The sequence below is a fragment of the Synechococcus sp. CB0101 genome (assembly GCF_000179235.2).
GTDB lineage: Bacteria > Cyanobacteriota > Cyanobacteriia > PCC-6307 > Cyanobiaceae > Vulcanococcus.
In genome coordinates this window covers 1203184-1219234 of record NZ_CP039373.1, presented here as the reverse complement: position 1 = coordinate 1219234, position 16051 = coordinate 1203184, and the positions used below count along the sequence as shown (strand labels likewise).

The 16051-nt window shown below is 65.6% G+C and carries 19 protein-coding genes and 1 tRNA gene; 11 read left to right on the top strand and 9 right to left on the bottom strand.

Annotated features, from left to right (window positions below; genetic code table 11):
• Positions 1 to 9: 9 nt before the first annotated feature.
• From CB0101_RS06635 to CB0101_RS06625, 3 genes are all read right to left on the bottom strand, one after another.
• A tRNA-Val gene (locus CB0101_RS06635) sits at positions 10 to 81 on the bottom strand.
• Positions 82 to 121: 40 nt separating this feature from the next.
• The gene (locus tag CB0101_RS06630; protein WP_010310838.1) at positions 122 to 913 is read right to left on the bottom strand and encodes a photosystem II S4 domain protein; all 792 of its coding nucleotides are present in this window, start codon (positions 911 to 913) and stop codon (positions 122 to 124) included.
• A gap of 9 nt (positions 914 to 922) precedes the next feature.
• A complete protein-coding gene (locus CB0101_RS06625) occupies positions 923 to 1426 on the bottom strand; it encodes a hypothetical protein (RefSeq protein WP_010310836.1) in 504 nt (167 codons plus the stop codon).
• A 97-nt stretch (positions 1427 to 1523) separates the two neighbouring features.
• Between CB0101_RS06625 and serA the strand changes: the two genes are divergently transcribed.
• The 4 genes from serA (at position 1524) to CB0101_RS06605 (ending at position 5033) form a co-directional block, all read left to right on the top strand.
• Positions 1524 to 3110, top strand: a complete 1587-nt coding sequence (gene serA, locus CB0101_RS06620; RefSeq protein WP_010310835.1) for a phosphoglycerate dehydrogenase — start codon at positions 1524 to 1526, stop codon at positions 3108 to 3110.
• Between the two features lie 18 nt (positions 3111 to 3128).
• Positions 3129 to 4052: a 50S ribosomal protein L11 methyltransferase gene (gene prmA / locus CB0101_RS06615; protein ID WP_010310833.1), complete on the top strand. Its 924-nt coding sequence runs from the start codon at positions 3129 to 3131 to the stop codon at positions 4050 to 4052.
• A 181-nt stretch (positions 4053 to 4233) separates the two neighbouring features.
• Complete coding sequence (locus CB0101_RS06610; protein ID WP_010310832.1) at positions 4234 to 4533, top strand: ferredoxin; 300 nt, start codon at positions 4234 to 4236, stop codon at positions 4531 to 4533.
• Between the two features lie 95 nt (positions 4534 to 4628).
• Positions 4629 to 5033 carry a hypothetical protein gene (locus CB0101_RS06605; protein WP_050778807.1) on the top strand — a complete coding sequence of 135 codons (405 nt, stop codon included), beginning with the start codon at positions 4629 to 4631 and terminating at the stop codon, positions 5031 to 5033.
• Positions 5034 to 5093: 60 nt separating this feature from the next.
• Here CB0101_RS06605 and psbV read toward each other — a convergent pair whose 3' ends face one another.
• Together psbV and CB0101_RS06595 are read right to left on the bottom strand one after the other, a co-directional pair.
• On the bottom strand, positions 5094 to 5603 hold the full coding sequence (psbV, locus tag CB0101_RS06600) for a photosystem II cytochrome c-550 (RefSeq protein ID WP_029553087.1): 510 nt from the start codon (positions 5601 to 5603) through the stop codon (positions 5094 to 5096).
• 107 nt (positions 5604 to 5710) lie between these two features.
• Entirely contained in the window at positions 5711 to 6661 is a 951-nt protein-coding gene (locus tag CB0101_RS06595) for a ribonuclease Z (RefSeq protein ID WP_010310822.1), read from the bottom strand.
• Positions 6662 to 6778: 117 nt separating this feature from the next.
• Here CB0101_RS06595 and CB0101_RS06590 point away from each other — a divergent pair, with 117 nt between their 5' ends.
• Both CB0101_RS06590 and CB0101_RS06585 read left to right on the top strand, forming a co-directional pair.
• Positions 6779 to 8200, top strand: a complete 1422-nt coding sequence (locus CB0101_RS06590; protein ID WP_010310820.1) for a SpoIID/LytB domain-containing protein — start codon at positions 6779 to 6781, stop codon at positions 8198 to 8200.
• On the top strand, positions 8200 to 8985 hold the full coding sequence (locus CB0101_RS06585; RefSeq protein ID WP_210409975.1) for a glucosamine-6-phosphate deaminase: 786 nt from the start codon (positions 8200 to 8202) through the stop codon (positions 8983 to 8985). The genes CB0101_RS06590 and CB0101_RS06585 overlap by 1 nt, the downstream gene beginning before the upstream one ends.
• On the opposite strand, the gene CB0101_RS06580 is transcribed toward CB0101_RS06585, so the two are convergent.
• Positions 8978 to 9751 carry a YebC/PmpR family DNA-binding transcriptional regulator gene (locus CB0101_RS06580; RefSeq protein WP_010310816.1) on the bottom strand — a complete coding sequence of 258 codons (774 nt, stop codon included), beginning with the start codon at positions 9749 to 9751 and terminating at the stop codon, positions 8978 to 8980. The genes CB0101_RS06585 and CB0101_RS06580 overlap by 8 nt on opposite strands.
• 59 nt (positions 9752 to 9810) lie before the next feature.
• The gene (gene truB, locus CB0101_RS06575) at positions 9811 to 10671 is read right to left on the bottom strand and encodes a tRNA pseudouridine(55) synthase TruB (protein WP_168187917.1); all 861 of its coding nucleotides are present in this window, start codon (positions 10669 to 10671) and stop codon (positions 9811 to 9813) included.
• 103 nt (positions 10672 to 10774) lie between these two features.
• On the opposite strand from truB, the gene CB0101_RS06570 reads away from it, so the two are divergent.
• Together CB0101_RS06570 and CB0101_RS06565 are read left to right on the top strand one after the other, a co-directional pair.
• On the top strand, positions 10775 to 11554 hold the full coding sequence (locus CB0101_RS06570) for a queuosine precursor transporter (protein WP_010310812.1): 780 nt from the start codon (positions 10775 to 10777) through the stop codon (positions 11552 to 11554).
• A gap of 6 nt (positions 11555 to 11560) precedes the next feature.
• On the top strand, positions 11561 to 12307 hold the full coding sequence (locus tag CB0101_RS06565) for a bifunctional 2-polyprenyl-6-hydroxyphenol methylase/3-demethylubiquinol 3-O-methyltransferase UbiG (RefSeq protein WP_010310809.1): 747 nt from the start codon (positions 11561 to 11563) through the stop codon (positions 12305 to 12307).
• 84 nt (positions 12308 to 12391) lie between these two features.
• Here CB0101_RS06565 and rpmA read toward each other — a convergent pair whose 3' ends face one another.
• Complete coding sequence (rpmA, locus tag CB0101_RS06560) at positions 12392 to 12655, bottom strand: 50S ribosomal protein L27 (RefSeq protein ID WP_010310807.1); 264 nt, start codon at positions 12653 to 12655, stop codon at positions 12392 to 12394.
• A 39-nt stretch (positions 12656 to 12694) separates the two neighbouring features.
• Positions 12695 to 13048, bottom strand: coding sequence for a 50S ribosomal protein L21 (rplU, locus tag CB0101_RS06555; protein ID WP_010310805.1), 354 nt, complete (start codon positions 13046 to 13048; stop codon positions 12695 to 12697).
• Between the two features lie 155 nt (positions 13049 to 13203).
• On the opposite strand from rplU, the gene CB0101_RS06550 reads away from it, so the two are divergent.
• The 3 genes from CB0101_RS06550 (at position 13204) to kaiC (ending at position 16049) form a co-directional block, all read left to right on the top strand.
• Positions 13204 to 14079, top strand: coding sequence for a circadian clock protein KaiA (locus tag CB0101_RS06550; protein ID WP_010310803.1), 876 nt, complete (start codon positions 13204 to 13206; stop codon positions 14077 to 14079).
• A complete protein-coding gene (gene kaiB, locus CB0101_RS06545; RefSeq protein ID WP_010310802.1) occupies positions 14080 to 14427 on the top strand; it encodes a circadian clock protein KaiB in 348 nt (115 codons plus the stop codon). It abuts the gene before it with no gap.
• 77 nt (positions 14428 to 14504) lie between these two features.
• Positions 14505 to 16049 (top strand): circadian clock protein KaiC, encoded by a 1545-nt coding sequence (gene kaiC, locus CB0101_RS06540; RefSeq protein WP_010310800.1) that lies wholly within the window; start codon positions 14505 to 14507, stop codon positions 16047 to 16049.
• The last annotated feature ends 2 nt before the right edge of the window (positions 16050 to 16051 follow it).

Genomic DNA, 16051 nt, shown 5'->3' with positions numbered 1-16051 from the left:
GAAAACAAGTGGGCGATACTGGAATCGAACCAGTGACTCCTACCGTGTCAAGGTAGTGCTCTACCTCTGAGCTAATCGCCCTCAGAGCCTTGCGGCCCCAGGAACCTAGCAGCCGGGTTCCTCAGCGCCGCTGCATCACCAGGCGCCAGCGATCCCGCTTGGTGGGCTGAATCTCCAGGATTTCGAGCTCGCCGCGTCCATCGAGTCGCACCCGATCACCGCAGCGCAGCTCCTTGCTGGGGCTGGTGATCACCTGCCAGTTCACCCGCACCGATCCCTGGCGGATCAAGTCGGCCATGCGGCTACGGGAGAGACCGAGTCCGGCTGATGCCACAGCATCGAGCCGCAGGGAGGCCTCCACGCTGCTCAGCTGCTTGGGTGCGCGGCTGGCCGGCCACTGCAGCTGCTCCAACGGCACCACCTGCAGCTGCACCGGCACGCTGCGCACCTGCGCCTCACGCTGGTCGGCCAGTACTTCTGCTTCCTTGCGGATCAGGGCCTGGGCGCCCCGATCGCCTCGCATCCACACATCCCCCAGATCGCTGTCTTGGAGCCCGGCTTGCCGTAGCCCTTCGCGCACATCGGCTGGCTCGGCGGGGTCAAACAGAAAGTTGCCGCTCACCACCAGTCCGCAGATTTCGGCCAGGGGGGCCGGTGCATCCACCAGATCGGCCTGATCCGCTCGGCGCACCAGCAGCCGGCAGCGCTCCGCCTGGGGCCAGCCTCCATCGGCCCATAGGTCCACTTCGCTCAAGGCGCCGAGACGGGCCTCCGCTTCTTCCTTGAGTTCCGCATCCACGAAGTCGCTCCAGCAGGGCTCCCAGGTGCGCAGCGCCTGCTCCGCCAGATCGATCAGGCCCGCCAGCTCCTGCGGGCGGCGGCTCCCCTTGAGCAAGGTGTCGCGCGGCAGCATCGCGGGTCCTCAGTTGTCGTTGAGGCGCACCACCGCTTTGGGCCGCCCTTCCTGCAGACGGGTCCAGGGGATCTCAACACCGCTCGGCATTTCCACCAGCAGCAGCCAGTTGCCCTCCTCAAGCCGGTTGCGCAGGGCCCGCACCCGGTCGTCCACATCGGAGCTAACGCTGGCGGCGGCGGCGAAGCTGCCCATCCAGCCCGATCCCAGTCCCAGCAGGCCACCGATTAGGTGGGAGCCGATCGAGCCAGCGAAGGCGAAGGTGTCGAGGTCGGTGATGAAGGTGAAGGTGAGGCCCGCGAAGAATCCAAAGGGGATCAACCACGTGGCCATGCGCCGCTGACGCAGCCGGCGCGCGAGGGCGGGATTGAGATCAGCGATCTCGGCGATGTCGGTTTCCCCTTGGCCGATGGCCACCAGCCGCTGCGGGGGCGGGGTGAGCTGGCTCAATTCCGTGTTGAGCTGCCGCAGCCGTTTGCGCTCCGCTACCACCACCACCACGCTGCTGCCCACGAACCCGGCCCTGAGAAGGGTTGATTCTCTCCTGCGAGATGGGGGTGAGACCCCCCTCTCTACACTTCACCTCCGGCCGCCCCCACCCCGCCGGGTCATGACGAAGGTTCTGGTTTCCGATCCCATTGATCAGACAGGGATCGACATCCTGTCGCAGGTGGCTCAGGTGGATGTGCGCACGGGCTTACCGCCCGAGCAGCTCAAGGAGATCATCGGCGACTACGACGCGCTGATGATTCGCTCCGGCACCACCGTGACGGCCGACATCATCGAAGCCGCCGGCAAGCTGCGGATCATTGGCCGCGCTGGTGTGGGCGTGGACAACGTGGATGTACCCGCCGCCACCAAGCGTGGCGTGATCGTGGTGAATTCACCCGAAGGCAACACCATCGCCGCCGCAGAGCATGCGCTGGCGCTGATGCTGTCGCTGTCGCGCCATGTGCCCCATGCGCACGTGAGCACCATGGCCGGCGGCTGGGACCGCAAAAAATATGTGGGCAACGAGCTTTACAAGAAGAAGCTCGGTGTGGTGGGTCTGGGAAAGATCGGCTCCCATGTAGCTCGGGTGGCCAAGGCCATGGGCATGGAGTTGCTGGCCTATGACCCGTTCGTGTCGCCCGAGCGCGCCCAGCAGATGCAGGTGAAGCTGCTGCCGTTGGCGGAGCTGTTCGCCGAGGCCGATTACGTGAGCCTGCACCTTCCTCGCACCCCCGACACCGAAAACCTGGTGAATGCGGAGCTGCTGCGCACGATGAAGCCCACGGCGCGCATCGTGAACTGTGCCCGCGGCGGCATCATCGATGAGTCGGCCATCGCCGAAGCGGTGGAGAAGGGTGTGATCGCCGGCGCTGCCCTCGATGTGTACGCCAAAGAGCCCTTGGAGGCTGATTCAGCGCTGCGCAGCGTGAGCGAGCGGCTGATCCTCACCCCGCACCTCGGCGCTTCCACCGAGGAGGCCCAGGAAAACGTGGCCATCGATGTGGCCGAGCAGATTCGCGACGTGCTGCTGGGCCTGCCGGCCCGCAGCGCCGTGAACATTCCCGGCCTCAACGCCGAGGTGATGGAGCAGCTCAAGCCCCATCTGCAGCTGGCGGAAACCCTGGGTCAGCTGCTCAGCCAGCTCGCCGGCGGTCAGATCAGCGAGCTGGAAGTGCGGCTGCAGGGCGAATTCGCCAGCCATCCGGCCCAGCCCCTGGTGATTGCGGCCCTGAAGGGCCTGCTGTCCACCGCCCTCGGCGATTCGATCAACTACGTGAACGCCGGCCTAGAGGCCAAAGACCGCGGCATCCACGTGCTCGAGGTGAAGGACGATGCCGCCCGCGACTTCGCCGGCGGTTCGCTGCAGCTGAGCTCCAAGGGCGCCAATGGCAATCACACCGTGACCGGAGCGGTGTTCGCCGATGGCGAGCTGCGCATCACCACCATCGATGAGTTCCCGGTGAACGTGGCCCCCAGCCGCCACATGCTGTTCACCCGTCACCGCGACATGCCCGGCATCATCGGCAACCTGGGCTCGGTGCTGGGCGAGCACAACGTGAATATCGCCTCGATGCAGGTGGGGCGCCGCATCGTGCGTGGCGACGCCGTGATGGTGCTCAGCCTCGACGATCCCTTGCCCGCCAGCCTGCTGGCCACCATCCACGGCATCGAGGGGATCCAGGAAGCCCATCCGGTCACCCTCTGACGGCGGAGGCACCCGCTGATGACGCTCTCCTGGTGGCGGCTTGAGCTTCCCGCGCTTCCCGAGCTCGAAGAATCGCTGATCTGGAAGCTCAACGCCCTCGGAATCCCGAGGGTGGCGGTGCGCCATCGCCCAGAGGCTCCGGATCAGCGGCAGCTGGTGGCGTGGCTTCCCGAAGCCGATTGGCCGGAGCCGGAACGGCAGCAGCTGGAGCAGGCCCTGGCGCCCCTTGCCGACACCTTCGGCCTCAGCCTGCCGCCGATCGCCTGGGAGCAGCAGGACGACGAGGATTGGAGCCTTAGCTGGAAGCAGCACTGGCAGGCCGATCCCGTCGGGGAGCGGCTGTTGATCCTGCCGGCTTGGCTCGACTTGCCGCCGGAACACGCCGATCGCCTGGTGATCCGCATGGATCCCGGTAGCGCCTTCGGCACCGGCAGCCATCCCACCACCCGCCTCTGCCTCGAGGCGATCGAGCAGTTGGCTCAGCAACGCGGTACGGAGCAGCGTCCCGACCTGGGGCCGATCCGTGTGGCGGATCTGGGTTGCGGCAGCGGCATCCTCGGCATTGCAGCCCTGCTTCAGGGCGCCAGCAGCGTGGCTGCGGCCGATACCGACTCCCTCGCCGTGCGAGCCACCCGCGACAACGGGGTGGTGAGTGGCTTTGCCGATCGCCTCACCGTGGAGCTGGGCTCGGTGGAGCGCCTGGCGGAGCTGCTGGGCGGCCAGCCGGCCGATCTCCTGCTCTGCAACATCCTGGCCCCGGTGATTGAGGCGCTGTGTCCGGAGTTCCACACGGTGCTTGCGGCCGATGGTCTCGGCTTGCTTAGCGGCCTGTTGGTGGACCAGGCGCCCCGGCTGGAGCAGGCTCTGGCGGAGCAGGGCTGGCAGGCGGAACTCACCGCTCAGCAGAGCCAGTGGGGCTTGATGACGATCCGGCGCGCCTGAAGAGCAGCGCCCCGGATCTGCTGATGTTGCATAAGGCACGCTGATCTGTGCCCTGTGTTCTGATTGGGCTTCGCGGCCAGACGCCCTCAGAACCCCAGAACGACACCTTGGCGGATGTAGGAAGGGTCCGTCCTACGGGCCCGGGAACTTTCCCAGGAGCCTGTGAGCCCCAATCCCTTCCATGGCTTCCTACAAGGTCACCCTCATCAGCGAGGCAGAGGGCCTCAACAAGACCATCGAGGTTCCCGACGACCAGTACATCCTCGACGCCGCTGAAGAGCAGGGCATCGACCTCCCCTACTCCTGCCGTGCTGGTGCCTGCAGCACCTGCGCCGGCAAGATCACCGCTGGCACCGTGGACCAGTCGGACCAGAGCTTCCTCGACGACGACCAGATCGAAGCTGGTTTCGTGCTCACCTGCGTGGCCTACCCCACCAGCGACTGCACCATCAAGACCCACGCCGAAGAAGAGCTGTACTGAGCTCCAGCTGGGCGTGACCCTTCACGCCCTGTCTGTTTCGCTTCACGCCACCACCCTTCGGGGTGGTTTTTTTGTCTTTAAGCGCTTTGCTCGCCGTGACCGCTGCTTCCACCTCGGCATCCACGCCACCTCAGGTGCAGGCGCTCTATGCCCACGGCACGGAGCACACCAGCCCCGGCGGGCAGTACAGCTTTCGGGTGCTCGGGCCCTGCTGTCGTCTGTTTGATCGCGAGGAGCTCCCCTGGCCCTGCTGCCGCATCGCCTGGCGTAGCAAGGAGCCCAGTTGGCGGCGGGTGGGGCGCCGCTTCGTGGCCGATCTGGCCGCCCGCCGCTGCCCCTCCTATGCGGTGGAGCTGCTGCAGCCGGGTTCCAGGCCCACCGTCACCGTGCTCACGTTGTTTTCGCTGCGGCTCAGCGGGCCCCTGCAGGAGTGGTGGTACAGCAAGCAACCCACCTCCTTCGAGCCTGAGAACGTCAGCCCGCCGCCGCTCGATCCGTGAGGATCAAAAAAAAGACCCCTCCGGCTGGAGGGGTCTGAAGAGAGTCAACGAGCAACTAGATCAGAAATAGATCTTGCCGCCGCCCCACTGGGCGCCCTGCACTTTGGGGGCGACCAGGATGAAGCCGGCCATCAGGCGCAGGTCTTCGTCGCTGAGATCGCGCATCTTCACGAAAACATCGCTACTGCGGATGCTGGGGTGCACGTCGGCAATGCTGTACTCGCCGTCGTAGCTGGTGGGGTCTTTCATGTAGTCCACCAGGGCGTCCACGTTGTCGCGGGCGGGTGTGGCAAGGGCCAGGGTCTCGGGATCGAGGCCCACGTTTTGGTTGGTCTTGGTGATGCCACCGGCGTGGCACTCACCGCAGCTGCTGTTGAAGATCTTGCGGCCCGCTTTGACTTCCTGTTCGCTGAAGGTCACCGAAGCACCGTCGGCGTTGACGGGAACGGTGAGCTGGTCAGCGGTCCACTGGGCAGCCTGCGCGGGGCCGGCCAGACCCACCAGCAGCGCCAGGGGCAGAACCAGCATCCGGGCCAGGGTCCGGAGGGCAGAAGAGAAGGAAGAGGCCATCGAAAAAGCCGGCAAGGTGGCGGTAGAGACCGCGCCAGAGCCCTTGTATCACGGCCGATGGGCCTGCTGGTTGGCGCAGCGCCAGGCACTCACGAACTGTTGCAGCCTCAGCTGTCTTCCGGGGCGATTTCAACGCTGAGGAAGTCTTTGGCCAGCTCGGTGTTGGGGAAGATCGCCCGGGCTTCGTTGAGCAGGTCGTCGGGGGTGACGGGATTACCCGGCACGTAGCGCGGGCTCAGGTGAGTGAGCATCAGCTGCTTCACCCCTGCAGCCAAGGCGGTTTGCGCGGCCATGGTGCTGGTGGAGTGCTGGCGGGCGAAGGCCATCTCCGCTTCGGCGTGGGCGAAGGTGCTCTCGTGGATCAGCAGGTCGGCCCCCTGGGCCAGCTCCACCGCCGCTTCGCTGAACACGGTGTCGGTGCAGTAGACAACGCTGCAGCCGGGGCGTTCCGGGCCGCAGAGGCTGGCGCCGTTGATGATCCGGCCGTCATCGAGCACGACCTCGCGGCCGGCCTTGAGCTCGGCGTAGACCGGTCCAGGCGCGATCCCAAGCGCACGGGCCTGCTCCACGTCAAAGCGGCCGGCGCGTGGTTTCTGGTCCACCCGATAGGCGTAGGCCGGAACCCGGTGGATCAGCTTCGTGCAACGCACGGTGATGTCATCGTCATCGAGCAGCAGGGCACCGCTGCTGGCGGCGTCTTTGACGCGATGGCTCCGCAGCGGGTAACCGATGCGGGTGGAGGAGGTGCGCAGAACACCCTCGAGGTAGTCCCGCAGAGGATCGGGGCCGTAGAGGTCGATCCCATTGCAGGTGCCCGCCAGCCCCAGGCTGGCTAGCAGCCCCGGCAGGCCGAACACGTGATCCCCATGCATGTGGGTCACGAAGATCCGCCGGAGCTGGCTCACCCGCAGCTCGCTGCGCAGGAACTGGTGCTGCGTGCCTTCCCCGCAGTCGAACAGCCAGAGCTCGGCCCGTTGCGGCAGGCGCAGGGCCACGGCCGATACGTTGCGGCCGCGGGTGGGGACGCCGGAACTGGTGCCGAGGAAGGTGACCTGCACGGCCGGCCGGAGGCTCCCCGGTGTGACTGATCCGATGGTGCCACGGCGTCGACGGCTGGCACTGGCGAGATGCCCATCCACTCGTAACAATGGCCTGCCTTGCCTGTTTGGCCCGCGATGGCTCGCTTGAGACGCCTGCCGCTGGGAGCGCTCCTCGTGCTGGCTCCGCTGTTGGCGCCCCAGGGGGTGATGGCCCGTTCGGCTCAGCCCCAGGCGAGCCGATCAGCTGCCGCCAGCCAGGCCGGCGAACCCGTGCTGCGGGTGTTGGTGGTGCAAGGGCAGGAGGCACGGCTTCGACCTGCGCTCTCGGCCGCAGGTTTGCGGTTGCGCGATGCCCAGGGACGGGTCCTGGAGGAGTTCAGCGGCCAGGTGGTGCTCCAGGCCTCCGTCGATGGCACTTGGCTGCGGCTGGTGCATGCAGATGGATCCGACAGCGAGCAATGGCAGCTGCGGCAGGTGTGGCTGGAGGCGCTGGCTGGTGCCGAAGAGCCTGACCCAGGTGTATGGGTTGGCCAGCGTCGCTACCGCGGCCGCCTGCAGCTCATTCCGCAGGGCGGGCAGCTCCAGGCGGTGAACCACGTGCCTTTGGAGACCTATCTGCCCAGCGTGGTGGGCAGCGAAATGCCAGCCAGTTGGCCCCAGGAAGCGCTTCAGGCCCAGGCTGTGGCTGCCCGCACCTATGCCCTCAAGGCCAGAAAGCGCTCGGCGGTCTTCGATGTGCAGGCCACTACCGCCAGCCAGGTGTACAAGGGCGTGGAAGCGGAGACCCCCTCGACCCACGCGGCGGTGCAGGCCACCCAGGGCTTGGTGCTCACTTACAACAACGCCCTGATCGACGCGGTCTTTCACAGCAGCAGCGGCGGCAGCACCGAGAGCAGCGGCGATCTGTGGCCGCGGCAGTTGCCGTACCTGGTGAGCGTGCCGGATTTTGATCAGGCTTCACCAGTGCGCGATTGGCGTTTGCCCCTCGATCGCTCCCGCTTGCAGCGAGCGTTTCCGGAGCTCGGTGGAGCCCTGGGTATCGATGTGGTGTCCACCACGCCCACCGGCCGTGTGCGGCAAGCCCGGGTGGTGGGGCCTAGCGGCCAGCTGTCGCTGACTGGTGCTCAGTTGCGCTCCCGCTTGGGTCTGAAAAGCACTTGGGTGCGTTTTGAGTTGGTGCCCACCGCTGACGCAACGGCGCCCGTTCCTGCCGCTGGCGCGGTGCCGCTCCTGACTGGCTCGCAGTCGGATGCCGCTACGGCTGTTGTGCCCGTTTTGCCGCCACCGCCTCTGCCGGCCTTCTCCCTGCCGGTGCCCTCCACCAAGACCCCGGAGGTGGTGCAGCTGGTGGCTGTGGGCCGTGGCTTCGGCCATGGCGTGGGGATGAGCCAGTGGGGGGCGCTGGCGATGGCCCAGCGCGGTGAGTCGTTCAGTTCGATCCTCAAGCACTACTACCGAGGCACGGCCCTGCAGCCCTACAGCGAGCTGGCGCGCACCACCGCTGCTGGGCGAGGCTGGACGAACGACAGCCCGCGCTCTCTGGCCGTTTCGCCTTGATCGCATCCCCCACATTCCTCGCCTCCCCCTCCTGGCAGCGTCAGTTGTGGGTGGAGGCTGATCCGGAAGCGGTGGCGGTTTGTGTGGCGGAGCGTCTGCATCAAGCCCTAGAGCAGGCGGTTGTGCTGGGTCTGGCCACGGGCCGCACGATGGAACCGGTGTATGCCGTTCTGCGGCAACGGTTGTTGGGCCTGGCGATGCCGCAACGGCAGGCGCTGTTGCGCCGTTGGTGCAGTTTCAACCTCGATGAATACGTGGGACTGGGGCCGGATCACCCCCAGTCGTTCGCGGCATTCATGCAGCGGCAGCTAGCCGGGCCGTTGCAGCTCGAGCCTGGATGCCTGGCGATTCCTGATGGTCTGGCGCTCGATCCAGATGCCGAGGCTCATCGCTACAGCGCCGCCGTGGCGGCGGCCGGCGGCATTGATTTGCAACTGCTGGGGCTCGGTAGCAACGGCCATGTGGGCTTCAACGAACCGCCGTGCTCGGAGGCTGAGCCCTGCCGCTGTCTCAGTCTCAGCCTCGCCACGCGCCAGCAGAACGCTGGGGCCTTTGGGGGCGATCCAGCTGCTGTGCCTGCCCGGGCGATCACCCTGGGCACGGCGGAGATCCTTGCGGCCCGCCGGCTGCTGCTGGTGGTGACCGGCGCCGCCAAGGCCGAGATCCTGCGGCGGACGCTGCTGGAGCCCCCCTGCCCGGAGGTGCCGGCCAGCTGGCTGCAGCGGCATCCATGCCTGGAGGTGGTGGTGGACCGGGCTGCCGCAGCGCAGCTGGAGCTCAGCTGAGGGCCGCCTCCATCAGAGCTTCATCGGCTTCGAGATTGCTCGTCACGCTGCGCACGTCATCGAGTTCTTCGAGGGCATCCAGCAGCTTCAGGCAGCCGGCCAAGGCCTGGGGATCTTCCAATTTGCAGGGGGTGCTGGCGATCCAGCGGTGCTCCCAGCTGCTCACTGGCAAACCTTGGTTGCGCAGGCCGTCCTGGAGGGCTTCCAGCTGCTCAAAAGCGCCCAGCACTTCGGCGCCATCGGGGTCGAGCTCGTAGCTGATCACGGCCGGGCCACCCTGCTCTTCCAGCTCCAGCAGCTGCTCCAGGAGTGTGTCCTCCGCCAGGCCAGGCTGCACCAGCCGCACCACGCTGCGGTGCTCAAACAGGTAGCCCACACAGCCGGTTTCCCCGAGGTTGCCCCCGTTTTTGCTGAAGGCCAGGCGCAGCTCGGCGGCGGTGCGGTTGCGGTTGTCGGTGAGGGCTTCGATCAGCACAGCAACACCACCGGGGCCGTAGCCCTCGTAGCGCACTTCTTCGAAGGCATCGGCGCCGCCGCCCCCCTGACCGGAGCCCTTGGCGATCGCCCGTTCGATGTTGGCGTTGGGCACCCGCGCGGCTTTGGCCTTTTCGATCGCCGTGCGCAGCTGAAAGTTGCCGTTGGGATCTGCGCCCGCCCGGGCCGCCACCATGATTTCGCGCCCCAGCCGGGTGAACACGGCGCCGCGCTTGGCATCCACCACCGCTTTGGTGCGCTTGATCTGGGCCCATCGGCTGTGGCCGGCCATGGTTGCTGCGGAAGAAAACGAAGGGTTGGGGCGACTCTGGCCGACTGCGGCGCTGGTGTTCAGCCGGCGGCATCGAGCACCAGTCGAGGCTGCAGCTGGCCGCCAGCCTGCACGCGGGCCATGCCCGCCAGGTTGCCATCCGGGCCCACCACCACCACTGGTGCGTCGATCGGCCAGGCGGGATCACAGCTCTGGAGCCGGCCGCAACGCCAGCCCGGCAGCTGATCAGCCTCCAGCCGGTGTTGAAGGAGGTGGCTGAGGGCAAGGAGCGGATCCACCAGAGCCGGTGGGGGATCGCTGTCGAGCTGATCCAGCGCCACGCTCTGCTCGAGCTGGAACCCCAGCGCTTCGGTGCGCCTGAGCCGCGCCAGGCTGCCGCCACAGCCCAGGGTCTCCCCCAGATCTCGAGCCAGCGAGCGGATGTAGGTGCCGGCGGAGCAGCTCACCTCCAGCTCCACTTGCCCGAGCTCCTGGTTCCAGCTCAGCAGTTCCAGGCGGTGGATGCTCACCGGCCGCGGCTGGAGCTCCACCGCCTGCCCGGCACGGGCCAGTTTGTAGGCCCGCTCCCCATTCACATGCACGGCGGACACCGCCGGCGGTCGCTGCTCGATCGCGCCGCGGAAGGGCGCCAGGGCCGCCTCGAGCTCGGCGGTGCTCAGGGGCGGGATCGCCTGCTGCTCCAGCACCTGCCCCTCGAGGTCGTCGCTGTCGGTGCGCAAACCCAGTTGCACCACGCCGCGGTAGGTCTTATCGCCGCTCAGATAGGGCAGTAGCCGCGTGGCGGGCCCCAGGGCGATCGGCAGCACGCCGGTCACGGCCGGATCCAAGGTGCCGCCATGGCCCACGCGCTTCAGGCCATAGGCCCGCCGCACCCGCGACACGCAGCCGTGGGAGCTCAGGCCGGCGGGCTTGTCGAGCACCAGGAAGCCGCAGATCAAAGCAGGGGGGTGTGCAGAACTTTGATGCTCCCATTGCGCCGCGCCTTGATCTCGCCAGGCTTGGGAGGCTGCCGGCGCCGTTGCGATGCCACGTGGGATCACGCCGAATGCCAATGCAGTGTTGCCAGCGGTGCCAGCAGGGGTGTTGCAGCGGCGGCGGGAGTTGGCCTTCCTGGTGTTGGCCGGGCTGTTTCTCGGCACGATGGGGATGCTCAACATCCTTGGGCTCACGCGCTTTCTGCAGCTGGGGAGCATCGGCTCCTGGCCGGTGGTGGTGGCTGTGGGAGCACTGCCTTATCCGGTCACCTTCCTCTGCACGGATCTGATCAGCGAGATCTGGGGGGAGGAGCGCGCCAGCCAGTTGGTGTGGGTGGGGTTGCTGCTCAATGGCTGGATCGTGTTGATCCTGTGGCTGGGGGGTGTGTTGCCCGGTTTGCCCGGCGCGCCGGAAGCCACCTTCTTTGCGGTGCAGGATCTGGCCTTCGGGGCGGTGGGTGCCTCGATGGTGGCCTACATGGCCGCCCAATTCACCGACGTGCGGCTGTTCCATTTTTGGAAGCGGGTGAGCGGCGGCCGGGCCCTGTGGTTGCGCAACAACGGTTCCACCCTGGTGAGCCAGTTGGTGGATACCAGTGCGGTGGTGTTGATCAGCCACTACGCCGCCCACGTGTTGCCGGTGAAGCCCGAGCTGCCGGTGCTGCCGCAGCTGGCCAGCTTCATTGCCAGCGGTTATCTGTTCAAGGTGCTGGCGGCCCTGGCGGACACCCTGCCCTTTTATTGGCTCACGGCCTGGTTGCGGCGTTGGCTGGTGGTGCCAGGTGCGGGCAGTGAATTAGGTCCTGCTCTGGGCTCAGCACTACGGTGAGCAGCCATGAGCCCTACCGCCACCCTCTCCCTCGATCACTTTCTCGAGGGAGGCTTTGATCTGCGCCGCCAGCTGGCCGATCACCTCTCGATGGAGCTGCAGGAGCTGGAGCGGCGCCTGCCCTTGGCCGTCGACGACCTGGCCGCTGCCCATCCCGGCGCTTTTGATCCGGAACGGGCGGAGGCCTTCTACGAAACCGCCGTGGGCACCGGGCACCTGCTGGAGCTGGCGGCCTGGCACCTGAGCAGCGCCGATTACATCGCCGACACGCTGCGGCTGCAGGCCCAGTTCGCCTGCGGCCATGTGCTCGACTTCGGCGGCGGCATCGGCACCCATGCCTTGGCGGCTGCCGCGTTGCCTCAGGTGGAGGCGGTGTGGTTTGTGGATCTCAATCCTGAGAACCGTCGCTTTGTGGAGGCCCGCGCTGAGCGCTTCGGGCTGCAGCAGAAGCTGCGTTGTTTCCGCGATCTCGAGGCGCCTGAGCTGCCGGCGCAGTTCGACACAATCGTGTGCCTCGATGTGCTGGAGCACCTCAATGATCCGAGCGCTCAGCTGGAGCAGTTCGCCTCACGGATGAGCGCGGAGGCCACGGCGTTGCTGAATTGGTACTTCTTCAAGGGCTTCGCCGGGGAGTACCCCTTCCACTTCGATGATCCTCAGCTGGTGGAGCGGTTCTTCCGCACGCTGCAGAGCCGTTTCCTCGAGGTGTTTCACCCCTTCTTGATCACCACCCGGGCTTACCGATTGCTCTGAGCCTTCGTGCCCGGGCGGCAGACACAACAAAGCCGGCGCCTGGGGGCGCCGGCTTGAAGGTTCAGGAGACCTGAGCAGCTGAGCTCAGCCGACAGCCACGTTGATGCGCTTGCGGGTGCGCAGGCCGCGCTTGATGGTGTCGAAGCTCACTACGCCATCCACCAGGGCGAACAGGGTGTCGTCGGCACCACGGCCCACGTTCACGCCGGGAAGCACGGAGGTGCCGCGCTGACGGATCAGGATCGAGCCGGCGTTGACGGCTTCGCCGCCGTAGCGCTTCACGCCCAGGCGCTTGGAGTTGGAATCGCGGCCGTTGCGGGTGGAGCCGGTGCCTTTCTTATGGGCCATGGTTCAGAGGAGTGTTGGGTTGAGGAACGCTGCGGCTGATCAGGCCAGGGCTTTGCCGCCCACGCTGATGGACTTGACCATCACGCGGGTCAGCTCCTGACGGTGACCATTCTTGCGGCGGGTCTTTTTCTTGGGACGCATTTTGTACACGATCACCTTGGGGCCGCGGCGATGCTCCATCACCTGCAGCTCAACGGTGGCGCCCTTCACATAAGGCTGGCCCACGTTGGCGGCCTTGCCGTCGTTCACCAAGAGCACGTTCTCCAGGGTGAGGGTGCTCTCCACCTCAGCGTTGATGCGGTTGAGGTCGTAGTAGCGGTTGGGCTGAACCCACACCTGGGTGCCGGAGGTCTCAACGATGGCGTAGGGACCGGTGCTGGGAGTCGTGCTCATGGCGGTAAGGGCGTGGACAGGCTGACGTGAGCGACCCGGGGGAGGCTCTGTCATTTCGGCCTGCCGCACGGCAATCGAAAGACAAACAATGATCTTCCCCTTTTGCCCTCCTAGACGTCAACACTGGGTGCGTTGCCAGGCCCCGATCGCGGCGGATGTCACAGCCGGCCCTCACGATTGCCTCGCTGTTGCCGGACCCGCGGGTGGAGCGCGCTTGTCGCAGCTGGCTCAAAGGTGGTCGTTATCAACTGGAGGATCTCGGCTCCCTGGCCGATCCGATCCTGGAGTTGCAGCAGCAGCGTGACCGGTTTGATGTGGTGCTGCTCCAGCAGGGGGTGCATCCGCCGGAGGTGTACGAGGAGCTACAGCAGCAGGGTTTGCTCTTGCCTGCGGTGGTGATCGGTGAGGTGAGCGGCCGGGTCGAGTACCACGAAGCGGAGGTTCACCTCCCTCAAGATCAGCTCGAGCAGATCGCCTACAGCGTCGACGCTGCGGTGTCGCGCTTTCTGCGGCGGGGCATGCAGGCCACTCCTACTGGGGTGGGTGAAGGAACCGGGGGCGACACGCCCGAGCGTTGGCGTCTGCCCAATCGCCTCAAGGGGCGGCTGGGCTATCTGGGGGTGTTCTACAAGCGGGATCCCTCGCTGTTCCTGCGCAACCTGCCCCAAGACGAGCGCGAGGAGCTGCTGCGCTCACTCAAGCGCAGCTACCGCGATGTGTTGATCGGGTACTTCCGCGATCCGGCTGCTGCGAACCAGGCCATCGAGAGCTTCGTGCACTCCGCCTTCTTCTCAGACCTTCCGATCAACAAGGTCGTGGAAATTCACGTCGATCTGATTGACGCGTTCTGGAAGCAACTCAAGCTGGAGGGGCACAAGAACGACTTTCTTCAGGACTATCGCCTCGCTTTGCTCGATGTCATGGCCCATCTCTGTGAGATGTACCGCCGCTCGGTGCCTCCCGACTTGCCCCTCGGAGCACCTCAAGACCCCGAAGAAGCCAGCCAGTCCCCATCTCAGGAGGTGATCTAGATGAGCCCGCGCAAGACCTACATCCTCAAGCTGTATGTGGCAGGTAATACGCCCAACTCGATGCGGGCGCTCAAGACCCTGCGCAACATTCTCGATACCGAGTTTCAGGGGGTGTATGCCCTGAAGGTGATCGACGTGCTGAAGAATCCCCAGCTGGCGGAGGAGGACAAGATCCTCGCGACGCCGACGCTGGCCAAGATTCTGCCGCCGCCGGTGCGCCGCATCATCGGTGATCTTTCGGATCGGGAGCGGGTGCTGATCGGCCTTGATCTCCTCTATGAGGAGCTCAGTGATGAAGCCTTGAGTGAACCCTATAGCGAGGAGGAGGACTCAGGCGGATTGCTTTAACAGCTGCACTCCAGTTCGTCATGCCACCTGTGCTTTCAGTCAGACCCCTCTAGATTTCCCCCAGGCCCACCCGTTCCATGCAGGACCCTTCCGCCACCAACCATGCTCTCTCCTCGGTGCAGAAGCTGCCCACGGGGATCGAGGGTTTCGATGACATCTGTCAGGGCGGTCTGCCGATCGGACGCTCCACCCTGATCAGCGGTACCTCAGGTACCGGTAAGACGGTCTTCTCCCTGAATTTTCTGTACAACGGGATCCGGCAGTTTGATGAGCCGGGGATCTTCGTCACCTTTGAAGAGTCGCCGCTCGATATTCTCCGGAACGCCGCCAGCTTTGGCTGGAACCTGCAGGAAATGGTGGAGCAAGACAAGCTCTTCCTGTTGGATGCATCGCCTGATCCAGAAGGTCAGGATGTGGCGGGCAGCTTCGATCTCTCCGGCCTGATCGAGCGGATCAACTACGCCATCCGCAAATACAAGGCGCGCCGTGTGGCGATCGATTCGATCACGGCCGTGTTTCAGCAATACGACGCCGTTTCGGTGGTGCGGCGTGAGATTTTCCGCCTGATCGCCCGGCTCAAGGAGATCGGTGTGACTACGGTGATGACCACCGAGCGCATCGACGAATACGGCCCGATCGCCCGCTACGGCGTGGAGGAGTTCGTGAGCGACAACGTGGTGATCCTGCGCAATGTGCTCGAGGGTGAGCGGCGCCGGCGCACGGTGGAGATTCTCAAGCTGCGGGGCACCACCCATATGAAGGGGGAGTTCCCCTTCACGATGGGCTCCCACGGCATCAGCATCTTCCCGCTGGGGGCGATGCGCCTCACCCAGCGCAGCTCGAATGTGCGCGTGAGCTCCGGTGTGCCGCGCCTCGATGAGATGTGCGGCGGCGGCTTCTTCAAGGATTCGATCATCCTGGCCACCGGCGCCACCGGTACTGGCAAGACGCTCCTCGTGAGCAAGTTTGTGGAGAACGCCTGCGCCAACAAGGAGCGGGCGATCCTGTTTGCCTACGAGGAATCACGGGCGCAACTGCTGCGCAATGCCACCAGCTGGGGCATTGATTTTGAGCAGATGGAGCGCGATGGCCTGCTCAAGATCATCTGCGCCTATCCCGAATCCACTGGACTTGAGGATCACCTTCAGATCATCAAAACCGAGATCGGCCAGTTCAAGCCCTCGCGCATGGCGATCGATTCGCTCTCGGCCCTGGCCCGTGGCGTCAGCCACAACGCCTTCCGCCAGTTTGTGATTGGCGTAACCGGTTATGCCAAGCAGGAGGAGATCGCTGGCTTCTTCACGAACACCTCCGAGGAGTTCATGGGCAGCCATTCGATCACCGACTCCCACATCTCCACGATCACCGACACGATTTTGTTGCTGCAATACGTGGAGATCCGCGGCGAGATGGCCCGCGCCCTCAACGTGTTCAAGATGCGCGGTTCCTGGCACGACAAGGGCATCCGCGAATTCATGATCACGAGCAACGGCCCCGAGATCAAGGATTCCTTCTCCAACTTCGAGCGGATCATTAGCGGTGTCCCCCACCGCATCAACACCGACGAACGCAGCGAGCTCTCGCGGATCGTGCAAGGGGTCACCAGCGACGACCGGCTGTAACG

Bases quoted from the DNA above. Each gene is read 5' to 3' on its own strand.
- CB0101_RS06590 (WP_010310820.1), top strand. From the start codon at position 6,779: ATGGCTCGCTTGAGACGCCTGCCGCTGGGAGCGCTCCTCGTGCTGGCT.
- CB0101_RS06580 (WP_010310816.1), bottom strand. From the start codon at position 9,751: ATGGCCGGCCACAGCCGATGGGCCCAGATCAAGCGCACCAAAGCGGTG.
- rplU (WP_010310805.1), bottom strand. From the start codon at position 13,048: ATGAGCACGACTCCCAGCACCGGTCCCTACGCCATCGTTGAGACCTCC.
- psbV (WP_029553087.1), bottom strand. From the start codon at position 5,603: ATGGCCTCTTCCTTCTCTTCTGCCCTCCGGACCCTGGCCCGGATGCTG.
- kaiB (WP_010310802.1), top strand. From the start codon at position 14,080: ATGAGCCCGCGCAAGACCTACATCCTCAAGCTGTATGTGGCAGGTAAT.
- CB0101_RS06565 (WP_010310809.1), top strand. From the start codon at position 11,561: ATGAGCCCTACCGCCACCCTCTCCCTCGATCACTTTCTCGAGGGAGGC.
- rpmA (WP_010310807.1), bottom strand. From the start codon at position 12,655: ATGGCCCATAAGAAAGGCACCGGCTCCACCCGCAACGGCCGCGATTCC.
- kaiC (WP_010310800.1), top strand. From the start codon at position 14,505: ATGCAGGACCCTTCCGCCACCAACCATGCTCTCTCCTCGGTGCAGAAG.
- prmA (WP_010310833.1), top strand. From the start codon at position 3,129: ATGACGCTCTCCTGGTGGCGGCTTGAGCTTCCCGCGCTTCCCGAGCTC.
- CB0101_RS06630 (WP_010310838.1), bottom strand. From the start codon at position 913: ATGCTGCCGCGCGACACCTTGCTCAAGGGGAGCCGCCGCCCGCAGGAG.
- serA (WP_010310835.1), top strand. From the start codon at position 1,524: ATGACGAAGGTTCTGGTTTCCGATCCCATTGATCAGACAGGGATCGAC.
- CB0101_RS06550 (WP_010310803.1), top strand. From the start codon at position 13,204: ATGTCACAGCCGGCCCTCACGATTGCCTCGCTGTTGCCGGACCCGCGG.
- CB0101_RS06610 (WP_010310832.1), top strand. From the start codon at position 4,234: ATGGCTTCCTACAAGGTCACCCTCATCAGCGAGGCAGAGGGCCTCAAC.
- CB0101_RS06570 (WP_010310812.1), top strand. From the start codon at position 10,775: ATGCCACGTGGGATCACGCCGAATGCCAATGCAGTGTTGCCAGCGGTG.